Annotated in this window: 20 protein-coding genes; 9 read left to right on the forward strand and 11 right to left on the reverse strand. The window is 57.6% G+C overall.

Going from position 1 to position 19489, the window contains the following annotated elements:
- Positions 1 to 51: 51 nt before the first annotated feature.
- Positions 52 to 648, reverse strand: coding sequence for an HD domain-containing protein (locus HMPREF2857_RS08755; protein WP_070643715.1), 597 nt, complete (start codon positions 646 to 648; stop codon positions 52 to 54).
- A 57-nt stretch (positions 649 to 705) separates the two neighbouring features.
- On the opposite strand from HMPREF2857_RS08755, the gene HMPREF2857_RS08760 reads away from it, so the two are divergent.
- Entirely contained in the window at positions 706 to 1800 is a 1095-nt protein-coding gene (locus tag HMPREF2857_RS08760) for a trimeric intracellular cation channel family protein (protein WP_070643718.1), read from the forward strand.
- A gap of 15 nt (positions 1801 to 1815) precedes the next feature.
- Entirely contained in the window at positions 1816 to 3111 is a 1296-nt protein-coding gene (locus HMPREF2857_RS08765; protein ID WP_070643721.1) for an alpha/beta fold hydrolase, read from the forward strand.
- A 47-nt stretch (positions 3112 to 3158) separates the two neighbouring features.
- Here HMPREF2857_RS08765 and HMPREF2857_RS08770 read toward each other — a convergent pair whose 3' ends face one another.
- From HMPREF2857_RS08770 to arsC, 8 genes are all read right to left on the reverse strand, one after another.
- Complete coding sequence (locus tag HMPREF2857_RS08770; RefSeq protein ID WP_070643723.1) at positions 3159 to 5012, reverse strand: ABC transporter ATP-binding protein; 1854 nt, start codon at positions 5010 to 5012, stop codon at positions 3159 to 3161.
- 1 nt (position 5013) lies between these two features.
- A complete protein-coding gene (locus HMPREF2857_RS08775) occupies positions 5014 to 6750 on the reverse strand; it encodes an ATP-binding cassette domain-containing protein (protein ID WP_246819676.1) in 1737 nt (578 codons plus the stop codon).
- Between the two features lie 117 nt (positions 6751 to 6867).
- A complete protein-coding gene (locus HMPREF2857_RS08780) occupies positions 6868 to 7893 on the reverse strand; it encodes an ABC transporter substrate-binding protein (protein ID WP_070643728.1) in 1026 nt (341 codons plus the stop codon).
- Positions 7894 to 7963: 70 nt separating this feature from the next.
- Positions 7964 to 8824, reverse strand: coding sequence for an ABC transporter ATP-binding protein (locus HMPREF2857_RS08785; protein WP_070643730.1), 861 nt, complete (start codon positions 8822 to 8824; stop codon positions 7964 to 7966).
- Positions 8821 to 9918 carry a FecCD family ABC transporter permease gene (locus HMPREF2857_RS08790; protein ID WP_224433635.1) on the reverse strand — a complete coding sequence of 366 codons (1098 nt, stop codon included), beginning with the start codon at positions 9916 to 9918 and terminating at the stop codon, positions 8821 to 8823. Before HMPREF2857_RS08790 ends, HMPREF2857_RS08785 begins: the two co-directional genes overlap by 4 nt.
- Positions 9919 to 10059: 141 nt before the next feature.
- Positions 10060 to 10227, reverse strand: coding sequence for an antitoxin (locus tag HMPREF2857_RS08795; RefSeq protein WP_016422348.1), 168 nt, complete (start codon positions 10225 to 10227; stop codon positions 10060 to 10062).
- 153 nt (positions 10228 to 10380) lie between these two features.
- Positions 10381 to 11778: an MFS transporter gene (locus tag HMPREF2857_RS08800; protein ID WP_070643735.1), complete on the reverse strand. Its 1398-nt coding sequence runs from the start codon at positions 11776 to 11778 to the stop codon at positions 10381 to 10383.
- Positions 11779 to 11975: 197 nt separating this feature from the next.
- On the reverse strand, positions 11976 to 12320 hold the full coding sequence (gene arsC, locus HMPREF2857_RS08805; RefSeq protein ID WP_070643738.1) for an arsenate reductase (glutaredoxin): 345 nt from the start codon (positions 12318 to 12320) through the stop codon (positions 11976 to 11978).
- A gap of 275 nt (positions 12321 to 12595) precedes the next feature.
- On the opposite strand from arsC, the gene HMPREF2857_RS08810 reads away from it, so the two are divergent.
- The 7 genes from HMPREF2857_RS08810 to HMPREF2857_RS08840 all read left to right on the forward strand — a co-directional run bounded on the left by HMPREF2857_RS08810 (position 12596) and on the right by HMPREF2857_RS08840 (position 17673).
- Positions 12596 to 13726 carry a metal ABC transporter substrate-binding protein gene (locus HMPREF2857_RS08810; RefSeq protein ID WP_070643741.1) on the forward strand — a complete coding sequence of 377 codons (1131 nt, stop codon included), beginning with the start codon at positions 12596 to 12598 and terminating at the stop codon, positions 13724 to 13726.
- A 23-nt stretch (positions 13727 to 13749) separates the two neighbouring features.
- Entirely contained in the window at positions 13750 to 14418 is a 669-nt protein-coding gene (locus HMPREF2857_RS08815; RefSeq protein ID WP_070643744.1) for a metal ABC transporter ATP-binding protein, read from the forward strand.
- Positions 14408 to 15238, forward strand: a complete 831-nt coding sequence (locus HMPREF2857_RS08820; RefSeq protein ID WP_069359601.1) for a metal ABC transporter permease — start codon at positions 14408 to 14410, stop codon at positions 15236 to 15238. Before HMPREF2857_RS08815 ends, HMPREF2857_RS08820 begins: the two co-directional genes overlap by 11 nt.
- A complete protein-coding gene (locus HMPREF2857_RS08825; RefSeq protein WP_070643746.1) occupies positions 15231 to 16049 on the forward strand; it encodes a metal ABC transporter permease in 819 nt (272 codons plus the stop codon). Before HMPREF2857_RS08820 ends, HMPREF2857_RS08825 begins: the two co-directional genes overlap by 8 nt.
- A 3-nt stretch (positions 16050 to 16052) precedes the next feature.
- A complete protein-coding gene (locus HMPREF2857_RS08830) occupies positions 16053 to 16745 on the forward strand; it encodes a metal-dependent transcriptional regulator (RefSeq protein WP_070643749.1) in 693 nt (230 codons plus the stop codon).
- Between the two features lie 77 nt (positions 16746 to 16822).
- Complete coding sequence (locus HMPREF2857_RS08835) at positions 16823 to 17155, forward strand: hypothetical protein (RefSeq protein WP_049193624.1); 333 nt, start codon at positions 16823 to 16825, stop codon at positions 17153 to 17155.
- Positions 17152 to 17673 carry a hypothetical protein gene (locus HMPREF2857_RS08840; RefSeq protein WP_070643751.1) on the forward strand — a complete coding sequence of 174 codons (522 nt, stop codon included), beginning with the start codon at positions 17152 to 17154 and terminating at the stop codon, positions 17671 to 17673. The genes HMPREF2857_RS08835 and HMPREF2857_RS08840 overlap by 4 nt, the downstream gene beginning before the upstream one ends.
- 13 nt (positions 17674 to 17686) lie before the next feature.
- On the opposite strand, the gene HMPREF2857_RS08845 is transcribed toward HMPREF2857_RS08840, so the two are convergent.
- Complete coding sequence (locus HMPREF2857_RS08845; protein ID WP_246819678.1) at positions 17687 to 18652, reverse strand: quinone oxidoreductase family protein; 966 nt, start codon at positions 18650 to 18652, stop codon at positions 17687 to 17689.
- Between the two features lie 30 nt (positions 18653 to 18682).
- A complete protein-coding gene (locus HMPREF2857_RS08850) occupies positions 18683 to 19369 on the reverse strand; it encodes a GntR family transcriptional regulator (protein ID WP_070643757.1) in 687 nt (228 codons plus the stop codon).
- Between the last annotated feature and the right edge of the window lie 120 nt (positions 19370 to 19489).

The raw sequence follows: 19489 nt of genomic DNA on the forward strand, positions 1-19489 counted from the left end.
TCCTGTCGTGTATTCCTGGATTTATTGTCGGTTTAATTGCTGAATCGCAGGTTACGCCTCTTGTACCCAGGAATCGAGGCGCTCAATAAGAACGCCCAGGTCCGCTAGCAAAGGCATGTCGGGCAGTCGTTCGGCAATCACGTTGCGGACGCTTGTGTACCACCACAGTTGCTGGCTCGGAGTTGAACGAAAGCGTTCCCACAGAGCGTGGCCATCGCGGTCTAAATCCTCCAGAGTCTGGCTGAGGTTGTGGAACTTATCCGCAGCGGCCACGATGACGGATTCCTCGCTACCACGGGAAAGCTGCTCCAAGTAGGCATCGGCGCGCTCCTGCCAGGAGGGTAGGGAAGAGTCCTTGGTTACGCCCTCGACAATCTCGACCACCCGACGCCCGAACTCATCTTCCATTTCTGTGCGTGAGTAGTTTTCCGGCACGTCTTCCAAAATGTCGTGGAAGAGGGCTGCCAACAGCACGTCTTCGTCGTTAGTCACGCTCGCCGCAATCAACATCACCGCTATCGGATGACTGATATAGGGAACGCCAGAGCCCTTTCGGTAGTGCCCATCGTGCGCGCGAGAAGCAGTTGCGATGCCGCGCATGAGCCTGTCGCTGGGGCGAACCGAAGCAAAGGTGTCAGCGTTTTCCATGGGTATCCCGACCTTTCGTTGATGCTTGAAAAATAGCAGCGTCTAAGCTTGAACATCATGAACGTCGCAGAAGTAGATCCGCTCATCGAGTCGATGTACCAGTGGTCCGATGTCAGTGGTGTCCTGCTCATGGGCATTATTGGTGGCACCATCGCCCGGCAACGAGGCTACGACATCATCGGATTCTTCTTTATTGCGCTGTTCTCCGCACTGGGCGGCGGCATGATCCGCGATGTTCTGATTAACCAGGGCACTGTCGCTGCAATGAGCCAGCCGGAGTATCTAATCCTGGCGTTCACCGGTGCGCTCATCGCGCGTTTCTTCTATTTCAAAGGAAAGACCTGGGAATACGTTCAGGTCCACGGTGACGCTGTGGTCTCTGGCCTCTGGGCTGCTACGGGAACGGTCAAAGGCGTCACTTATGGTCTGCCCATCCTGCCGTGCATCATGATGGGCGTTTTCACCGCTACTGGCGGTTCCATGATTCGTGACATTGTTACCGGGCGGGTACCGGCTGTTTTCGGTGGCAATCAGCCCACGGTCATCCCCGCTGTGGCTTGCGCAATCATCGTCATTGGCGGTCACCATCTGGGATTTATGGCGGTGTCCATGGTCATCGGTCCCATCGTCAGCATCCTGCTTTCGCTGCTGGGGTACTGGGGTAATTGGCGCGTGTCGGCACGTTCGGAGTGGGCTCCACTGAATGACACCGCAGCGCAGATTGCAGTCCTCGCACGTCGCGCAGAGGGCAAGAGCCGCGAGGTCGGACGACGTTTCGAGCCCGCGCGCCTGCGCAGTTGGCGCCACCGCCAGATGGAAAAGGCGCTGCAGCGTCGCATTCAGGCTGAGGTCGATAAGGGAGTGTCGCGTTCCGACGCCGAGGCCAACGCGGAGGAATTTCTGGAGGAGTTCAATGCGGACTTCCCAGCCAATTTGGAAATCCCGTCGGCGCAACAGGAGACAGTGCTGGATGACAGCGGCGAATCCGATTTCGGTGTGGACCTATCGGGCGATTCCTATGATGACTACGGAGAAGATACGGCGCTGCGGCAGCGGGAATACCGGGAGATGCTGGATCAAATTCTTGCGGACGAGGAGGCGACCGATTTACTCGTCGCAAAGCTGATGAAGAAATACGAACAGCGGGATTAGAGGAGCGGCAGAGACATGGCATCAACCACTACGGCAACCAGGCATTTTGGGCACATTATTAAGGAGCACACCCTTGAGGTTGCCTGGGATCCTTTTACTGAAACTGCGAATGCCGCGACCTTTGAGCTCTTCGCCAGGGAAATCTATGCACCCGGAAATGAGGATGCACCGGCAATTGTCTATTTGCAGGGAGGCCCGGGATTTCCGGCACCGCGTCCGGTGAGCGCAAGCGGGGTAATTGGTGAAGCACTAAAGGGATTCCGTGTCATTCTGCTGGATCAGCGCGGCACTGGGCGATCGCATCGAATTGATGCGGTCAATATTGCGAATATTCCGGCTGCGCAGCTTGCACAATTGCGTCAGGAATACATCGTCGAAGATGCGGAAGCGTTGCGAAAGCACTTAGGCATTGCGAAATGGTCGCTGTATGGCCAGTCCTTCGGCGGTTTTTGCATTACTGCATATCTCAGTCGCTATCCGGAGTCGGTGGAACATGCCTATCTCACTGGAGGTTTGCCTGTTCTGGACCGTGGCGCAGATGACCTTTATCGCACGACATATGGGAAGCTGCGCATTCGCCACAAACGCTTTTATCGCGAGTATCCGTGGGCTGAAAACCGCATTCGAGAGATCTGTGCGCACCTGGAGCAATCTGCAGAAACTCTTCCCACAGGTGAGCGTTTAAGCTCGCGCCGATTCCGAACCATCGGAATTGAATTAGGCCGCGGAGATGGTTTCCATAATCTGGCGTATCTGTTGGAAGAACCATTCCACATTCGTAATGGCGAAAAGCAACTGCGCACTGATTTCCTAACCGATGTAGCATCCCGCGTGAGTTTCGCAGACGGTCCGCTATACGCCGCGATTCATGAATCAATTTATGGTGGCGTCGGGGACCAGCCCATAACTAATTGGGCAGCACATCGCATTCGTGAGGAAATTCCGGGTTTCGAAGAAAACGCTAATCCGGCAGGAGACGAGCCGTTTTACCTCACCGGCGAGCACATTTTCCCCTGGCAGTTCGACGAAGACCCCGCGCTCATGCCTTTTAAGGACAAGGCGGAAACATTGGCACAGCACACCTGGGAAAACTCGCCGTATGATTCCGCATGTTTGCTTGCCGACGCCCCGACCTCGGCAGCCGCGGTTTATCTTGACGACATTTTCGTACCGTTCGAGTATTCAATGGCGACAGCTAACTGCTATCGGGACTTGCGGCCACATGTGACCAATGCATTCCAGCATGACGGTATTCGCCACGATGGCTCGACCATCTTCGCGCGGCTCCGTGAGCTCCTCGAGGATCACTAGGAGATATATCCGCGGACTGAGTCTTTGCGCGTCGAGTTAGGCCGAGCCTAGACCTCAGCGCGCGCAAGCCGAGCAAAGGCGCCGTTGGCGTTCAAGAGATCGTCATACGTGCCGTGCTCTATGAGCTGGCCGTTTTCGATGACGAGGATGTCATCGGCCTGGGCGAGAGTCTGAAGCCGGTGTGCAATGAAGATGCAGGTCGCGCCGCTTGTGCGGGCATTGTCGACGATACGAGCCTGCGTCAGTGGATCTTGGTGGCTGGTGGCTTCGTCGAAAATGACGATCTTTCCGGCGAGGTGTGCAGCGGGGTCGTCCGGCACGGAGCCGTCGGCAAGTACCGCGCGTAAGTAGGTGCGAGCCAGCGCTAGACGTTGACGCTGACCACCGCTAAGCCGCTGCGCGCGGCGGCCAGTGGGTCTGTCCAGCGGCATCTCAGCAGGGTTGATGGCGGCGAGTTCGAGTGCCCAGTGCATCAGTGATTCGGGAACCTCGCAGCCATCAGGTGCGCCGAGACACAAATTCTCAGCGACAGTTGCCTCCATGAGAAAAGGATTCTGATCTGCGACAACAACAGCTCGGCAGACATTGGTTGAGCCGAGGTCACGGGCATTGTGGCCATTGATGATGACCTCGCCGACATCCGGATCGACATGCCGCTGGATTAGCCGGGAGAGTGTGGACTTGCCCGAACCGGTTGGTCCGACCACACCGATGAACTGCCCAGAATTAATCCGTAGATTGATGTTGCTCAGCGCTGGGCTGTCGGCGCCAGGGTAGCGATAACTGAGATCACGCAATTCGAGGGCGGGGGCTGAGCCGGTGGATTCGGACAGAGAAGCCTGTACGCCGGGTGTCTTCTGGGCCTTCAGTTGTTCCGGCAACTCCATCTGCTCCGGCTGCTCTGGCTCTTCCACGGTCGGCGGCTGCGCGGCCAGCTCCCTAATCCGAGTGACTGCGCTGAGTCCCGCTGGCAGAGAAGATGCCAGGCGCTCGATTGAATCCATCGATGAGGCAGTTCCCGCAACCAAGGAGGTTGTCACTAAAACGGCAGGGAGCAGACGGTAATCGGCTGAAAGAGCCGGGATACCAGCACAAAAGACGGCAATGCTACCGCCCCAAATCCGAAGGCCGGTCGCACCCGAGCGCAGGCCAGCCCGCCTGCCACCTGCACGCATCTTCTGAGCAAGCTGCTCGTCGAGCTCACGCAGTCCCCGCAGCCGCTGCTCGACTGCACCGTAGATGAGGATTTCCTCCCGGAGTCGGAACGTATCGGCGATATACTGCGCAATATCCGTGCGCGTGGAGTTCGTTGCGGAAGCCTCCGTCGTCGCCTTTTTAGAGCCTGCGAGCGCAATTGCCAAGCCAACCGCAAAGGTCAGCGTCAGAACAATTGCAGGCAACGCTCCGGCCGTCAATGCTGCTGTCACGACCGCCAGCAGAGGGATTAGTACGGCCGTCACCGCAGGCGCAATCGTGTGCGCGAAGAAGACTTCCACGCGGTCAACGTCGCGAATGGCAATTGTGTGAATCCTGGCGGTACCCAGCCCATCGGTTACCGCGGGTGCCTGCGGGATAAGGCGCTCGACAATCCACAACCGCAGTTCGCCTAGCAGCCGAAACGCCGCCAAGTGCCCGAGGTACTGCTCGACGTACCGCAGTATCGCTTTCAACAGAGCCAGACCCGCAACCACGCCAATGATCGCCCACGCCCACCTCATGCCCATGCTTTGCGACGAGTCGGTTGCGTCCCACTTCGACAGCGCAATTGTGGCAATTGCCCAGGACGGCACAGCCAGCATCAATGCACCCAGTATGTGCCCAACCACGCGTGCGAGGATAGATGCGCTGAGCGCCCCGCGAGCCTGTGCGGAAAAGCGCAGCAACCAGATGATGTTGTTCATGTCAGCTCTCCTCGGTCAGCGCCCGTGCGTAATACTCATTGCTTGTGCTCAATTCGTCGGGTTTGCCCGCAGCCACAATCCGGCCTTCAGCGACGACAATGACCAGGTCAACGTCCGATAGTGCTTCCAATCGGTGAGCGACCATGATGCTAGTTCGGCTTTCAGCAAGGCGGGTTAAGGACTCCTTAATGAGACCTTCCGTCCGACGATCGATGTCCGCTGTCGGCTCGTCGAGAAGCACAATCGGAGCAGCGCCGAGCAGACCACGCGCAATAGTCAGACGGCGTCGTTGCCCACCTGAGAGCCAATTTCCTTGATCCCCAACCTCCGAATTGAGACCACCAGGACGTTGCTCGATTTCGGTGAGTAAGTGCACGTCGCGAAGTGCTTTTCGCATATCGACGGCCGTTGCGTCCGGGAACGCGATGCGAAGATTATCCGCTACGGTGGTGCCGAAAATGGCTGGTTGCTGGGAGATGAGCAGCGAGTTGGCGAGCAACTCCGGGGTTGTAAGCGAGCGGCCGTCGAGGCAGATTTCCCCGGAATACGGCTGCAGACCTGCGAGTACACGCAGGAGTGTGCTCTTTCCGGAACCGCTGGGGCCAATGATGCCGACTCTGCTGCCGGCTGGAATTGTCAGGTTGATATCGGAGAGAATGCGCTTTTCGCCGATGTCGACGCTCACATCACGGAGGGAAATTTCCGGTGCGTGCGGTGCGGAGGCCTTTGCAGAATGTGCTGTTGCGGCGGTGGAGACAGCGGCTGGAGCAGATGGAAGTTCTGCGGGCTCGCCGAATACCTCCACAATTCCATTTCGATGCGTGCGCCCACCGAGTCCGATGTAGAAAGTGCGGCCGACGCGATTCACGGGCTCATAGAGCAGAACGGATAGGAAAACACCTGCGAGGGCCGTGCCCACACTGATTGCATCTGCCTGCAAACGCAGCAGGACAAGACCGATTGCGGTCGTCGACATTGTAATGCCAAAAACCGCGTCGTTGACAATGATCATCAGCTGATTGCGGGCGAGCAGAGCGGTGAGCTCAGCCATCGCAGTGCGAGTTTGGCTGGCAAAACGCGCCATGACCCGGTCAATTGCTCCAAGAACTTTGAATGTGCCCAGCCCTTCGAGCATTTCCAAATATGCATGCGTGGCCTTCGCTTGCTTTCGGCGATACGTCGCATTGGATTTCCGCAGAATTTTTCCCGCACCAATAATGATCAACGGCGTGAAAATGAAAAATAGTGCCAGCCACAAGGCGGTTTTCGTATCCACCCACAAAGCCCAGACTGCCAAAATAATCAGTGGAGCACTAAACGAGGCCAACGTGGGAGCGAGAAATGTTGCTCGGTAATTCGCGGTCTGTTCGACGCTTGTGGTCGCGGCATCGAAGAGTAGGCCCTCGCCAGTGTTGGCGGCGCTTCGGTGTGCGTGACCAGCTTTCCCTGCGCCGTGCCCTCTTCCATGCGCGTGCTTTGGGGCTTGTTCAGGAGCGGAAAACTCCGGCTTCAGCACACTGCCAACTACATGCGAGCGCCACAGCTTTTCCTGCTCACCAGCTAGCCGTGGTGGTAGTGCCTCGGTGACATAAGCACAGAGGCTTCCCAGAATGACCGCCACAATCGCAGCGGCCAGGGATTCATGAAGTCCCCACTGCCCAAACCAGTTGCCGCCACTGGTGTCTGTGACACCGCCGTGCAAACTGCTGAGAGCATCGAGCGTGTATCCAAGAGACACGGCGCTGAGAGCGAAGAAAAAGCTGCGCCCCCAGCTGGATAACAAAACCCAGTGCATTCCGCGGGGTGGGGAAGTCAGTGCTTCATGAATCCACATAGCGACGTGAAAACCTATTTTCTATTTAGCCAGTGCGTCAGCGATCTCACGCAGTCCATCGGGCATGTGCATTCCGGCGGTGCCAGAGGTCGTCTTCGCATCAATTAGTTGCACTCGATCATTCTTGACCGCAGCGACGTCGGCAAGCGCCGGGTTATCCAGCAACTCCTGGAATGGAGCCTTGCCCTGGCCGTGGAAATCCTGAATCAGAATGACATCCGGATTCAGCTGCACAATTGTCTCCGGATCAGCGGGAACGGCACCCGGACGCTTGCCCTTTGGCGAGATCGGCTCGCCACCGGCCAGCTCAACGAGATTCGTCGTCGCCGACTGCATGCCCATAATCATCTTCTGACCACCGCGGGCAAACAGGACCAGCGTCTTTGGCTTAGTTGTGGAATCAATTTCCGAGAGAATCTCTTCGGTTTCCGATTCAATCTTGGCAACCATTTCAGCCGCCTTATCTTCGGCTCCGAGCAACTTGCCGAGTTTGGTCACCGACTCTGCCAGCGCCTTCGGCGAGGCGAAATCACTGCTGGCAAACGCCGCGGTCGGAACATCGCTGGCACCCAGCAGCTCACTTGCCGACTGCTCCTGATCATGGCGGCTGGTCATCAACACCATGTCCGGCTCATAGGACAGAATCTGCTCCGGATCCGGCTTCGTCGAGTTGGCAATCGCGTTAGGCACCTGACGCGCCAGCTCAACCTGATTACCCGAGCTCTCATCGAGAGCATTCTTCGTCACGGCTACGACACGCTCCGGCCCAACCAGCTCCAACGCCAGATCCGCAACCTCGGTCGACAGTGCAACGATGCGCTTCGGCTGACTCTGCACCGTAACGTCGTGGTCACCGACGGTCACAGTACGCGGCCACTGCGCCTGCTGGTTTGTCGAAGTTTCGCTTGACGACGGCTGCTGCGCCGTCTCCTCCGAAGTGGAACAAGCGACCACCGCTGCGAGCGGCAGTGCTGCAATCAACGGCAGAGCGAAGGCCTTTTTAGAGTTTCGCTTCAAGGCAGAGATAGGAGAAGTTGGTGAAAACACGAAAAGTACTTCCTTGAGTGTTGAGTTTTGATTGTTGGGGAATTTTCGGTTGCGTTGGTGCTAGCTGGAATCAGTCAGCCGGGCGAGCCCGAGCCAACGCCGTCACTCGCACCGAACCGGTATGTGGATCGGTATCAACAGCGCTGGCGATGCGATAAATCGCATCTATTCGGGGAGGCGTCAGCACTTCTTCGGCGGAACCAGTGACTTCCAATCCGCCGTTGTGAATCACACTGAGCCGGTGGCAGCTGCGGGCCGCGAGGTTGAGGTCATGAAGGACGACTCCGATACCGTGGCCCTCGTCGGCAAGCTCGCCGAGGAGCTCGAGGATTTCCAGCTGAAACCCGATGTCCAAGGCCGCAGTGGGTTCGTCGAAAAGCATGACCTTGGCCTGTTGTGCCAATAGCTTTGCGATGAACACCAATTGCCGCTGCCCGCCGGACAGAGCCGTGATGGGACGGTCGGCGAGTGCGGTGACACCAACGCGGTCGAGGGCATAGGCGACGATGTCGTGGTCCGTGGAGTTCAGTGAACTGCGGAAACGGTCACGCCGACGGTGATGCGCGTACCTGCCGAGTGCCACGACAGTTCGAACGTCTATAGCGGCATCGGCCGGTGTGTGCTGCGGCAGGTACGCCAACCGGGTGGCGCGTTCGTGGGCACGAAGCTTCGTCAGTGGCGCACCGAGGAGCTCAACCTGCCCCGAACTCGGTGTCACAATGCCCGCCATAGCACGGAGCAAGGAGGATTTTCCGGTGCCATTGGAACCGATGATGCCGTGGACTTCGCCAGGACGAATAGCGAGGTTCACGCCACTTACGACGGTCCGATTGCGGTAACCGACGCTGAGGTTGGTAGCCCGCAGCAGCGCGGTGCTGTCGGCGTCTGGCTTAGTGACGTGGTCGCTGAGGTTTTGTGTCTGTTTGCTCATGACTGGCGGCCACCTTGCCGAAGAATCAACGCGAGTAGCGCAGGTGCACCAAGGAACGCGGTGACTGTGCCAGTTTGCAGTGCAACTGGGGAAAAGAGACTGCGGGCGACGAGATCGGCGAGAATGAGAAACACTGCGCCGAGACACATAGAAATGGGCAGCAGGCTGCGGTGATCGGGGCCGATGGCAAGGCGAATCAGGTGCGGGACGACCAAACCGACAAAGGAAATAACGCCAGTGACAGCGACGCCCGCTGCCGTGACTAAAGCAGCCAGGGCGAGCAGCAGTTGCCGGATCCACACTGTGCGCATACCAGTGGCAGCGGCCTGTTCTTCGCCGAGGAGGAACAGGTTGAGTTCGGGAATGAGCATCATCAAGATAACCGTGCCGACGGTAATGGGGCCGACTGCCAGTGCAATGTCCTGCCAATTCGAAGCAGTTAAATCGCCGTTGAGCCAGAACATGGCCTGTTGAGCGTCATCGCTGTGTGGCGCGTTCGCGATGGTGGCGGAGATGACTGCTCCGAGGAACGCGTTGAGTGCAATGCCGACGAGCAACAGGGTGGCTCCGCTGCCGCCATTGAGACCGGCGACGATCTGGACAAATATGACAGCCAGCAATGCGCCTATGAATGCGCCTGCCGAAAGAACCCACGGCGCTTTCGCAGCCACGCCAGTGACGATGAGAATGACGGCTACCACTGCTGCACCGGAGGAGACACCGGTAACACCGGGTTCGGCCAGCGGATTGCGAAAGACTGCCTGCATGGTCGCACCTGCGACAGCGAGCGAGGCGCCGACCAGTCCCGCAAGGAGGACACGGGGCAGTCGGATGCTCCAGACAAGTGATTGCGTGGCGGGGGATATCTCTGGCAGAAGGTGGTTGAGAGCCGGGAGGTCGTCGGAAAGCGTATTGATAAGCGGGGTGAGCAGCGCGACGATGCCGTTGCTGAAACCTGTTCCCGCGGGACCGATGGAGATCGCCAGGAGGATTGTGGCGGGGACGGCCAGGAAAAATAGAAAGCCGAAGAGCCGGGCTCGAAGTTTTTGTTTTCGAGTGCGCGGAAGAGAAGCTCTATCGACAATAGTTTTCACTTGGTTAATGATGGACAATTTGAAAATAATTGTCAATAAAGGCGTGTCGGTGGGGCTGTGGGGTCCCCTAAGAACAGCAAACCCCGCACCAGCGCCCTTGTGAAAACAGGGTGCTAATGCGGGGTGAAGAAGCTCTGTAGCTTACTTCTTGTCGCCCAGGCGCTCGTCTGCCATGTCGCGAACCTTCTTGATCTGGTCGGCCTTGTCCTCGCCGAGCTTGTCCTTGCCCAGCTGCTCAGCCTTGTCCAGAACCTTGTCGGTGTTCTCTTCGTTGCTCAGTGCTTCCTTGGCCTTATCCATAAGTCCCATGGTGAAGACTCCTTCCATTTGTAATGTCTATTCGCGTTTTTTCGTTTGCGGCATAGAGTGTACCGATGAATTGGCGACCTTGCGACCGTTTTGGACTCACGGAGCGAATCCGGGATTTGACTGGCAACACCGTGACTGACGGCTATTGAGTGGCTATTGAGCTGTCTTGGTGCGGGCTTCGTCTGCCTTGTGCATGACATCGCGCTCGTACTTGCCGACGAAAATCATGAGGACAAACGCAATAGCGACAACGCCAATGAGGGTCGCGAATGTGACGTTCCAGCCTGCGAAGTCGATCAAGAGGCCGACGCCAGTGGAGGCGAGTGTTGCGCCGAGAAGGTAGCCAAACAATCCAGTGAAACCAGCTGCGGTTCCCGCAACATACTTAGGCGAGAGGTCGATGGCCTGCAGTCCGATGAGCATGATTGGGCCGTAAATGAGTGCGCCGATCAGGGAGATGAGCACATAGAACATCCACAATGGTGCCGTCGCGGGTAGCTGCCAGTATGCGAAAATGGTGATGCCGGTGCCGACCAGGAAGAGCATGCCGGCGCCTGAGCGCCAACCCTTGAAGACCTTGTCGGAGACCCATCCGCACAGCAGGGTGCCCACAATTGCTGCACCCTCGTAGAGCATGAATCCGATGATTCCGCCCGTGACGTTGGTCTTGTGCAATTCGTTTGTCAGGTAGATCGGAATCCAGTTAAGAACGCCGTAACGAAGTGCGTAGACGAACACATTGGCTAGCGCCAACATGACGATAACCGGATTGGTAAGAACATGGTTCTTGACGATTGTGAACCAAGGTTCTTGTGCCTCGTCATTAGTTCCTTCGACCTTGTCTGGGTCGTTACGGTATTCCTCTACCGGAGGCAGTCCCATGGATTGTGGGTTGTCTCGAATCAGCAGGAATGCGATGGCAGCAATCACGAGCGCGACAATCGCCGGTAGCCAGAATGCGGGAGTCCAGTCGGCATCGGAAGTGGCGAACGAATGCAAGCCCCAGGCTGCCAGAGCACCACCGACGGCGGCACCGACATTGTGGGCAGTGTTCCAGATCGACATCAAAGTGCCGCGCTCGGATGTCGAGAACCAGTGGACGACAACGCGTCCAGAAGGAGGCCAGCCCATGCCTTGGAACCAGCCATTGATGAACATGACTGTCGCGAAAATCGCAACAGAGGCACTAATCGCTGGGACGAACGCAACAAAGAGGTTTACGACCGCGGACAGCGCTAGGCCAAGCGGGAGGAAGTACCTGGCATTGGCCCTGTCGGAGAGCATGGCCATGAAGAACTTGGATAGGCCGTAGGAGAAGAGAACCGCATTGGCTACGATGCCAATTCCGGCTGCACCCAGTAGGTCGTGCTTTTCCAGCACAGCGGACACCAGGGGGATGTTATTTCTGATGAGGTAGAAGCCCGCGTAGCCGATGAAGATGCCCATGAAGACGTTGAACCGCCAGGTCCGGTAGGTCGGGGCAATCTTTTCCTCGGGAAGGGGAGCTGCTGGGCCGGGGGCGCTGAGCCAGCCGAGCCTCTGACTGCTCATAATGAGAGTCCTTTCGCTGAAGGCCGCCGTTGCCTCTAGCGCAACCTGTGCGGGTGGCTAGGGCGACAGGCGGAGAGCTTTATCGTTTCAGCGGTGAGTTTACAGTGACTTCAGCCCCTGTTAATGGGTTGTTAACCTCCCGGTCGTGGAGGTCTTTGGAGGGGGTTGATGTAAAGGCGATTAACGCATGTCATTGGTTAGAGAATGTCGTTAATAGCCTCGGTGGGGCGCGCCATCCTTACCCCCTTATTGGTGGCGACAAACGGGCGCTCGATCAGGCGTGGGTGCGCGACCATTGCGTCCAGAAGTTCCTCGTCGCTGGAGTTCTTGGAGAGTCCCAGCTCCTTGAACTCCGCTTCCTTGGTGCGCACGGCATCGATGACGTTCAGGCCTGCCGCCTCGATTAGCGAGCGCAGCTCGGCCTTGGTTGGAGGAGTGTCTAGGTACTTGATGATTTCCGGCTCGATTCCGGCTTCGCGTAATACGACGAGAGCCTGGCGGGACTTTGAGCAGCGGGGGTTGTGATAAATCTTCGCTTCCATGTCTCCATCATGGCTGATGTTGTGGCGTGAAGGTTGGCGCTGTGGCGTGACGGCCTGCGGATAGGGTTTGTTCAATGTTTATCCTTAAAAAATGTCATACCGAAAACACTTAAGTTCACTAGGTTGAAAATCACTGTCGTTGGGTTTACTCTCACACGTGATAGATGAACGGCGAAGTGCGCCCCAACCGCCCCTAAGGTGACCCGATTTACTGAAGCGGCCGGTCAGCGTAGCCGTCGTAAAGCAGGAACAAACAATCAAGAGCGGACACCAACATGACAATTTCCGGAAAACTTTCGCGATCAGCCAAGTCCATGTGTGCGGGTCTTTCGATTTTGCTAGCGGGCGCTGGCCTTGCAGCGTGTGGCGATAGCAGTGAGGGAGCCAGCGGCGAGAACCCAATCAACGTCGTGGCTTCCACGACGCAGATTTGTGATTACGTGAAGCAGCTGGACATCGATGAAGTTGATTTGACCTGCCTGTTGGCGCCGAATGCAACGGCTCATGAGTTGGAAATGACCCATGAGCAGCTGAGCAAGACTGGTAACGCGGATCTCTTGTTCGTCAACGGAGTCGATCTGGAGCACTTCCTGGACCAGGCGATTGAGTCCTCGGGCTTTTCCGGAACGATGGCAGTGACCAGTGGCGTTCTCACTGCAGGTGACGTAGATGCCATGAAGGCGGCCAAGGATATGGACAAAACCAAGCCGCTGCCACCAGAGAAGGCGAAGAATGGTAACTACACCATTGACCGAGGCGTGGAAAAGATTGATGTCTCCCCATGGCCATTCCCGCCGGAAGAACCCGGTGAGGAGGCGGAATTCCGCTTCGATCCGCATGTATGGACCTCGCCGAAGAACGCCAAGATTCAGGTTGCCAACATCGGCTACGCCCTGGAACAGGTCGCTGAGGAACGTGGCGACAATGAGCTGAAGTCCACCATCGCCGACCACGTTGCGGCCTACCAGGAGAAACTGGATCAGCTGGATGAGTGGGCAAATAAGTCCATCGCCACTGTGTCGGACCCTGTACTGTTTACCAGCCACGACGCCTTTGGATACTTCTCCCACGAGTTCAATATCAACTTCATCGGCGCAGCGCTGTCTGATTTCAACGAGCAGCAGGATGCCACGGCCGCGCATATCGCCGAGGCGGCAAAGACCGTGAAGGACTCGGGTGCAACCGCGCTGTTTGCGGAAAACTCGAACAACTCGAAGTCAATTGAGGCGATTGCCAAGGCCGCGGGTGTCAAGGCCATCGTTGGTGAGGACGCACTCTACGGCGACTCGCTCGGTCCGGCCGGAAGTGACGGCGAGACCTACATTGGTTCAATCATCCACAACGTCACTCAGGTCGTGACGGCATGGGACGGAACCGTCGCACCCCTGCCAGAGGGCATCAAGTGAGCCTCAACCACTTAGCCAACCCCATGTCTGCCGATCCCATAGTCACGCTCCGCGATGCCTCATTCGGCTACACGGCGGTACCCATCGTCAGCCACATCACCGCCAGCGTCGCGCCGGGCACCGGGCTTGCACTCATCGGCGCCAATGGCTCTGGAAAAACGACCGTGCTGCGCGGAATCTTGGGCGGGACTCGTCTCCTCGCTGGTGAGATGCACAATAGCGCGAAGATCGTGTCCTACGTCCCGCAGTCGGCAGACCTCGATCGCACTTTTCCGGTCACGGCTTTCGATGTCGTCGCCATGGGAGTTCTGCGCGAACTGCGCCCCTTCCAACCGCTTGGACACCGCAAAGAACGCATCCACGCAGCGCTAGCCAAAGTCGGACTTGCCGACCGCGCCTTTGATCGTTTCGGCAATCTCTCCGGTGGTCAGCAGCAACGCGTCCTGTTGGCGCGCGCCATCGTCGCACGTCCGCAACTTGTGCTTCTCGACGAGCCGTTCAACGGCCTCGACACTGAAAATCGGGCCATGCTGCTGAATCTCCTCAACGAACTGAAGGAAAATGGCACGGCAATTATCGCGGCCACCCATGATCTCGTGCTTGCTGAGGAGACCTGCGAAAACACATTGATCGTGGCAGAGCAGCCGACTTTTGGTGCGACCTCGAAGTTGGTGCCAGCCTATGTGGACTGAGCTTGCGAATGCGCTTGGGATCGCGCCTTTCATGTTCAGGCCACTAGTGCTGCTGATTGCCCTCGGGGCGGTCTCTGGCCTGGTCGGTGTCATCGTGAACCTTCGTGGTCTCGAGTTCAATGCCGAGGCCATGGTGCATTCGATTTTTCCCGGAATTGTGGCCGGTGCCGTATTCGGCGGCATCGACATGATTATCCCGGTGGCCGCGGCATTTGCGGTGGTAGTGGCAGTAGCACTGACCTTGGTATCGCGCTCGCACATGTCGGAAGCCGGAGTGGCAGTTGTACTGACCAGCTTCTTTTCCATTGGTGTGATTCTCTCGCTGAAGAAAGGTGACCAGTCAGGACAGCTGGAAGCGCTCATGTTCGGGCGACTGCTGGAAGTCACCGACTCCCGTCTCACCAGCGCCCTGATTGTCTGCGCCATCGCCTTGGTTCTTATCGCAGTGACCTGGCGCCAGCAGGTGTTTGTTGCCTTTGATCGCTTCGGTGCCAAAGCCGCAGGCGTCAATGTGTGGGGCATCGACCTCACCATTAACGCGGCGATTGCTGCGGTGGTGGTGTCGTCGGCAAGCGCAGTGGGCGTGCTGCTGGTAGTCGGATATCTGGTCGTGCCGGGAGCGGCGGCGAGATTGCTGACTCGCCGAGTGCATGTGATGGTGCCGATTGCGATTGCAGTGGGCTGCCTCAGCGGAATCGTTGGTTTGGCATTGGTGCCCTTGGGGCCGGTGTCGCCTCAGGCAGTCGTCGCGCTGACCTCGGTGGGACTGTATTTCGTGGCACTGGGACTGCGCGCCGTGATGGGAGGCGACCGTGTCTAGCATCCTGATTTTGCCAATTATCGAACTGATACTGGTAGGAGCCCTGGCTGGAGTAGTGGGGGTACTCGCGGTGCTGGGCAAACAAGTGTTCTTCGCAGAAGCGATTACACATGCGACTTTTCCCGGTGCGGTGGTGGGCGTTGTTATCGCGGCAGCGCTCGGTCTGAGCCACTCGTGGATTTCGGTGTTCCTCTTTATCGGGGCATTTCTGATGTGCATTCCGATTGGGGCCCTGTTCGGTCTGTCGAAGGTGGGGACGACGTCCTCGGCGGCGGGAATTGTGCTGACATTCGGGTTCGCGCTGGGCTACTTCCTGAACAAGTGGTTCGCCCCGTTGCCGGTGAAGGTTGAGAGTTTCCTGGTCGGCAGCGTACTCAACGTGAACAAGATTGATATTGCGCTGTCGGGTGGGCTCCTGCTGCTGGTGGCGTTGGTGCTGGTGGCTCGGTGGCGCCAGCTGATTTACTTCACGTTCGACCCGGAGTCTTTCGGGGTCGCGCATTCGCGGAGAAAAGCACAGTTGGTCATCAGCGGGTTGATTGTGTTGACTCTGGTGGCGCTGATTCCGGCTGTCGGCACGATTCTATCCATCGCGCTGTTGGCTGCCCCGGCAGCTGCGCTGGTTGGGGTAGTGAACGATACCCGTTTGCTATTCGTGTTAGCGCCATTGATGGGTATCGCGATTGGCCTGGTGGGGCTATTCATTGCGGTGGCGGCGAATCTGTCAGTTGGTGGCTGCATTGGCGTGTGCGCCGGTTGTTTCTATGTCCCCCTCAAGATTGCGGCAACACGCAATAACGCTAAAGTCTAAAGAATGCACGTGGAGGATTTACCAGCAAAGACCCAGGACTACCTCAAGGTCATTTGGGATTTGCACGAGCGCACCGGTGGAAAAGTGGCACTTGGCGACGTCGCTGAGCGGATGGGCGAAAAGAAGCCCACCGCCAGTGAGGCTGTGAAGAAGCTAGCTGCACGTGGCCTTGTCAACCACGAGCCGTACCGGGGCATTAGCCTGTCGGACCGTGGGCGAGACATTGCGCTGATCATGGTGCGTCGCCACCGGCTTATTGAAAGCTTCTTGGTCTCGACTCTGGGATACACCTGGGATGAAGTTCACGAGGAAGCTGAAAAGCTTGAGCATGCGGTCTCGGATGATTTCATTAGTCGCATTGATGCAATGCTGGGATTCCCTGAGCGCGATCCGCATGGCGATCCAATTCCCAGCGCCAGCGGTACCATCGCCAGCGCAGTGCGCACTGACCTGACGGATATCGAAGCTGGCGCGATGGTGGTAGTCGATCGTATTAACGACTCCGATCCTGAATTGCTGCGCTATTTGGCTACATCAGGGGTAGGCCCGGGGACCGTGCTCCGAGCCGAAGCCGCACCATATGCAGGTATGCATGTCTTCGCCATCATCGATGAGGTGGGCGATAACGAGCCAAAGAAAATTCATGTGGCAGACTCGGCACTATGGGCAATCAAGGCGACTCCAACAACCAACTGACGAGAGCCGCAGCGCGCTCTTACTATAAGGTGTCGCGGAATCTCACTGGGCCGACGAAAGTGCCACCCGCACCGTCAGTGTCGTTCGACAGCGTGAAGAGTGCTCGTCGGCAGGCATATGCCAGTGTTGAGAGCGTTGATGTGCCATTGAATGCCATCGCTATCTCACGCGCCGAGCAGCAGGAACACATGGTTGACCTCGAACGTCGCTTGAATGCCTCGACCAAAGACATGCGGGCTCTGGTTGACTACGAAGAGCAGCGCATTGCGGTCACTAGCACCGTCAAAGAGGCAATCGTCTATACGCTGCTGGCAATACTCCTTCTGGCAGCAGCCATCGGACTTGGCTACGCCAGCCACCTGGGGGCCGATGCGATTTTGAATGCTGCGGCGGAGGTGACGCCGCGGTGAGTAAACGTTCAGGCTCCGACAACGGGTGCGTGACGGTCATTGTCGTATTTTTCTTCTTCGGCCTGATTATTCAGCTCTTCGGTGTCACGCTGTGGATTCTGCAATATGCATTGCCAGTGGCGGGTTTGGTGCTTGCAATCCTCATCGCATACCAGGCTTGGGCCGGCGTGCGCCGCAGTGCTGAGGCGCACGAGCTCGCCGAGCGTAATCACGCGGAGCTGCAGCAGATTGCCATGGACACCGAGTACCAGCTCACCGCAATCCTTACTGCCTGGGACAACGTGAACACCACAATGGGCGTCGGCACCATCTACAAGGATGTATTTGCCTCCGGTGAGGCTACGCCGGAGCTCATCGAGCTACGCGGTGAGCTCTCTCGTGCTCGGAAGCTAAACAACCGACTGCGCGAGCAGCGCGAAACTATGACCAACCGGGAGCTGGTGGAAGCCATCTCTGATGCCGACGCGCTGTGGTGCTCGCTGACGAAGACGTATCAGAACGCTCGTCGCGAGCTGTAGTAACGCACCTGGTTTACTCGACGGTCATCACAATCTTGCCGTCAGCGTGCCCGTCTTCCAATACTCGGTGGACTTCCGCGACCTCGGTGAGATTCTTAGTCAGTCCGATAGGAAGTGAAATCTCACCGGCAACCACGCGGTCGGCCAGGTCGGCATAAATAGTCGTGTCATTCGAAATAGCCGGAATGTGTGCCTCAATGCCACGTTCCCTCGCCGGTGCCAGGTCGGCCAGTGAAGGCAGCGCCACAATCCGACCATCCGATGCCAACACATCCAGCGAGGGGAGGAAAGTGTCGAAGTACACGCCATCGAGCACAACATCTACGCCCTCGGGGAACTGCTGTCGCACAACCTCGAATACATCTTCCGCTGTGTAATCAATATGCTGCGCGCCAAAGCCCACAAGTTTTTCATGATGGCGTGAAGACGCACTCGCCAACACAGTTGCGCCACGGGCAACCGCCAGCTGCGTCATCAGCTGGCCCACGCCACCACCGGCACCATGAATGAGTACAGTGTCACCGCCTTTCACCTTTGCTAGCTGATCGACAGCCACGGTCGCCGTGATTCCCACTAGGGCAAGGCCCGCAGCGGTAACGTCGTCAAGCGAATCGGGTGTTCGAACCACACCGTCGGCGGGGAAGACGTTGTGCGTTGCGTAGGTGCCGCGGAAGTCGTCTAAGCCGCGCATGCCGAAGACTCGGTCGCCGGGGACGAAGTTGTCCACACCTTCGCCGACGGCAACGACTTCACCCGCGGCTTCGCGTCCGAGGACGGCGGGAGGGGTGAACTTTGCGCACAGACCGGAAGAGCCATCGCGCATCTTGTAATCCAGCGGATTCGCGCCGATGGCTGTGGTTTTGACCAGGATTTCGCCGGGACCGGGCTGAGCATGATCGATAAGTGTCCTGGTGAAAATGTCAGCGGGGCCGAACTCCGGAATGGTCATTGCGTATGCGTTGCCTGAATTTGCTGCCATGTCCATCACTTTAGTCCTAGCAGCTAATTATCAACGGTCGGCAAGCGGGAGGGCAGCGGTGACGGCACTGAACGACTCATTGAGGTAGGCGCTGAGGAGGTCGGCGGCGTGGTTTGGGGTGTCCTCGATGAGAACTTTGGCGATACTGATGTGGCGATCGGCGTATCGGGCATGGAGTTCGATGCTTTGGGGGTAGGAGAGGAAGCAAAGACGGAGTTGGGCCTGAATTGATTCGGCGGTGGCTAACAGGTCGGGGGACCCGGAAGCTCTGACGATGGCGAGGTGAAAGGCATTATTCCGTTCGGGAAGGTTCAATGATGACTGTGAACCACAAATAGAAAGAATCTCTTCGCCGAGGAGCTTTGCCTGGCTCTTGCTTAGCGATCGCAGTGTTCCGCATTCGACGACATGGCGAAAGGCATACAGTTCGCGGATGCGTTGTTTGTCGAAGGAAGCGATAAACACGCCGTGATGAGGGATGTGAGTAAGTAGCCCCTCAGATTCCAGCTTGCGGTAGACCTGTCGGATGGTGTTGCGACTGACCTGCAGTCGCGCAGCAAGTTGGGTTTCACGGAGCTGCTCGCCACTGTAGTGCTTTCCGGCGAGAATCTCTCGGCGCAGGACAGTTGCGGTGACATCCGCTACTGAAACGTCTTGTTGTTTTTCCCCAGAGGACGTGTGGGTCTGATCGTCGAGGATGTTTCCGGGGGTAGTCATGTAATACAGACTACTAAAGCACTTTTGTGTGGCGGCCATCACCAATTAACATACGAGACATTGTTCAACAATCTCTGTGCAGGCGATCTTCAACGTAGGAATCTTTCAACGTGGGAATCG

Source organism: Corynebacterium sp. HMSC076C10, from assembly GCF_001812455.1.
Classification (GTDB): Bacteria; Actinomycetota; Actinomycetes; order Mycobacteriales; family Mycobacteriaceae; genus Corynebacterium; species Corynebacterium jeikeium_D.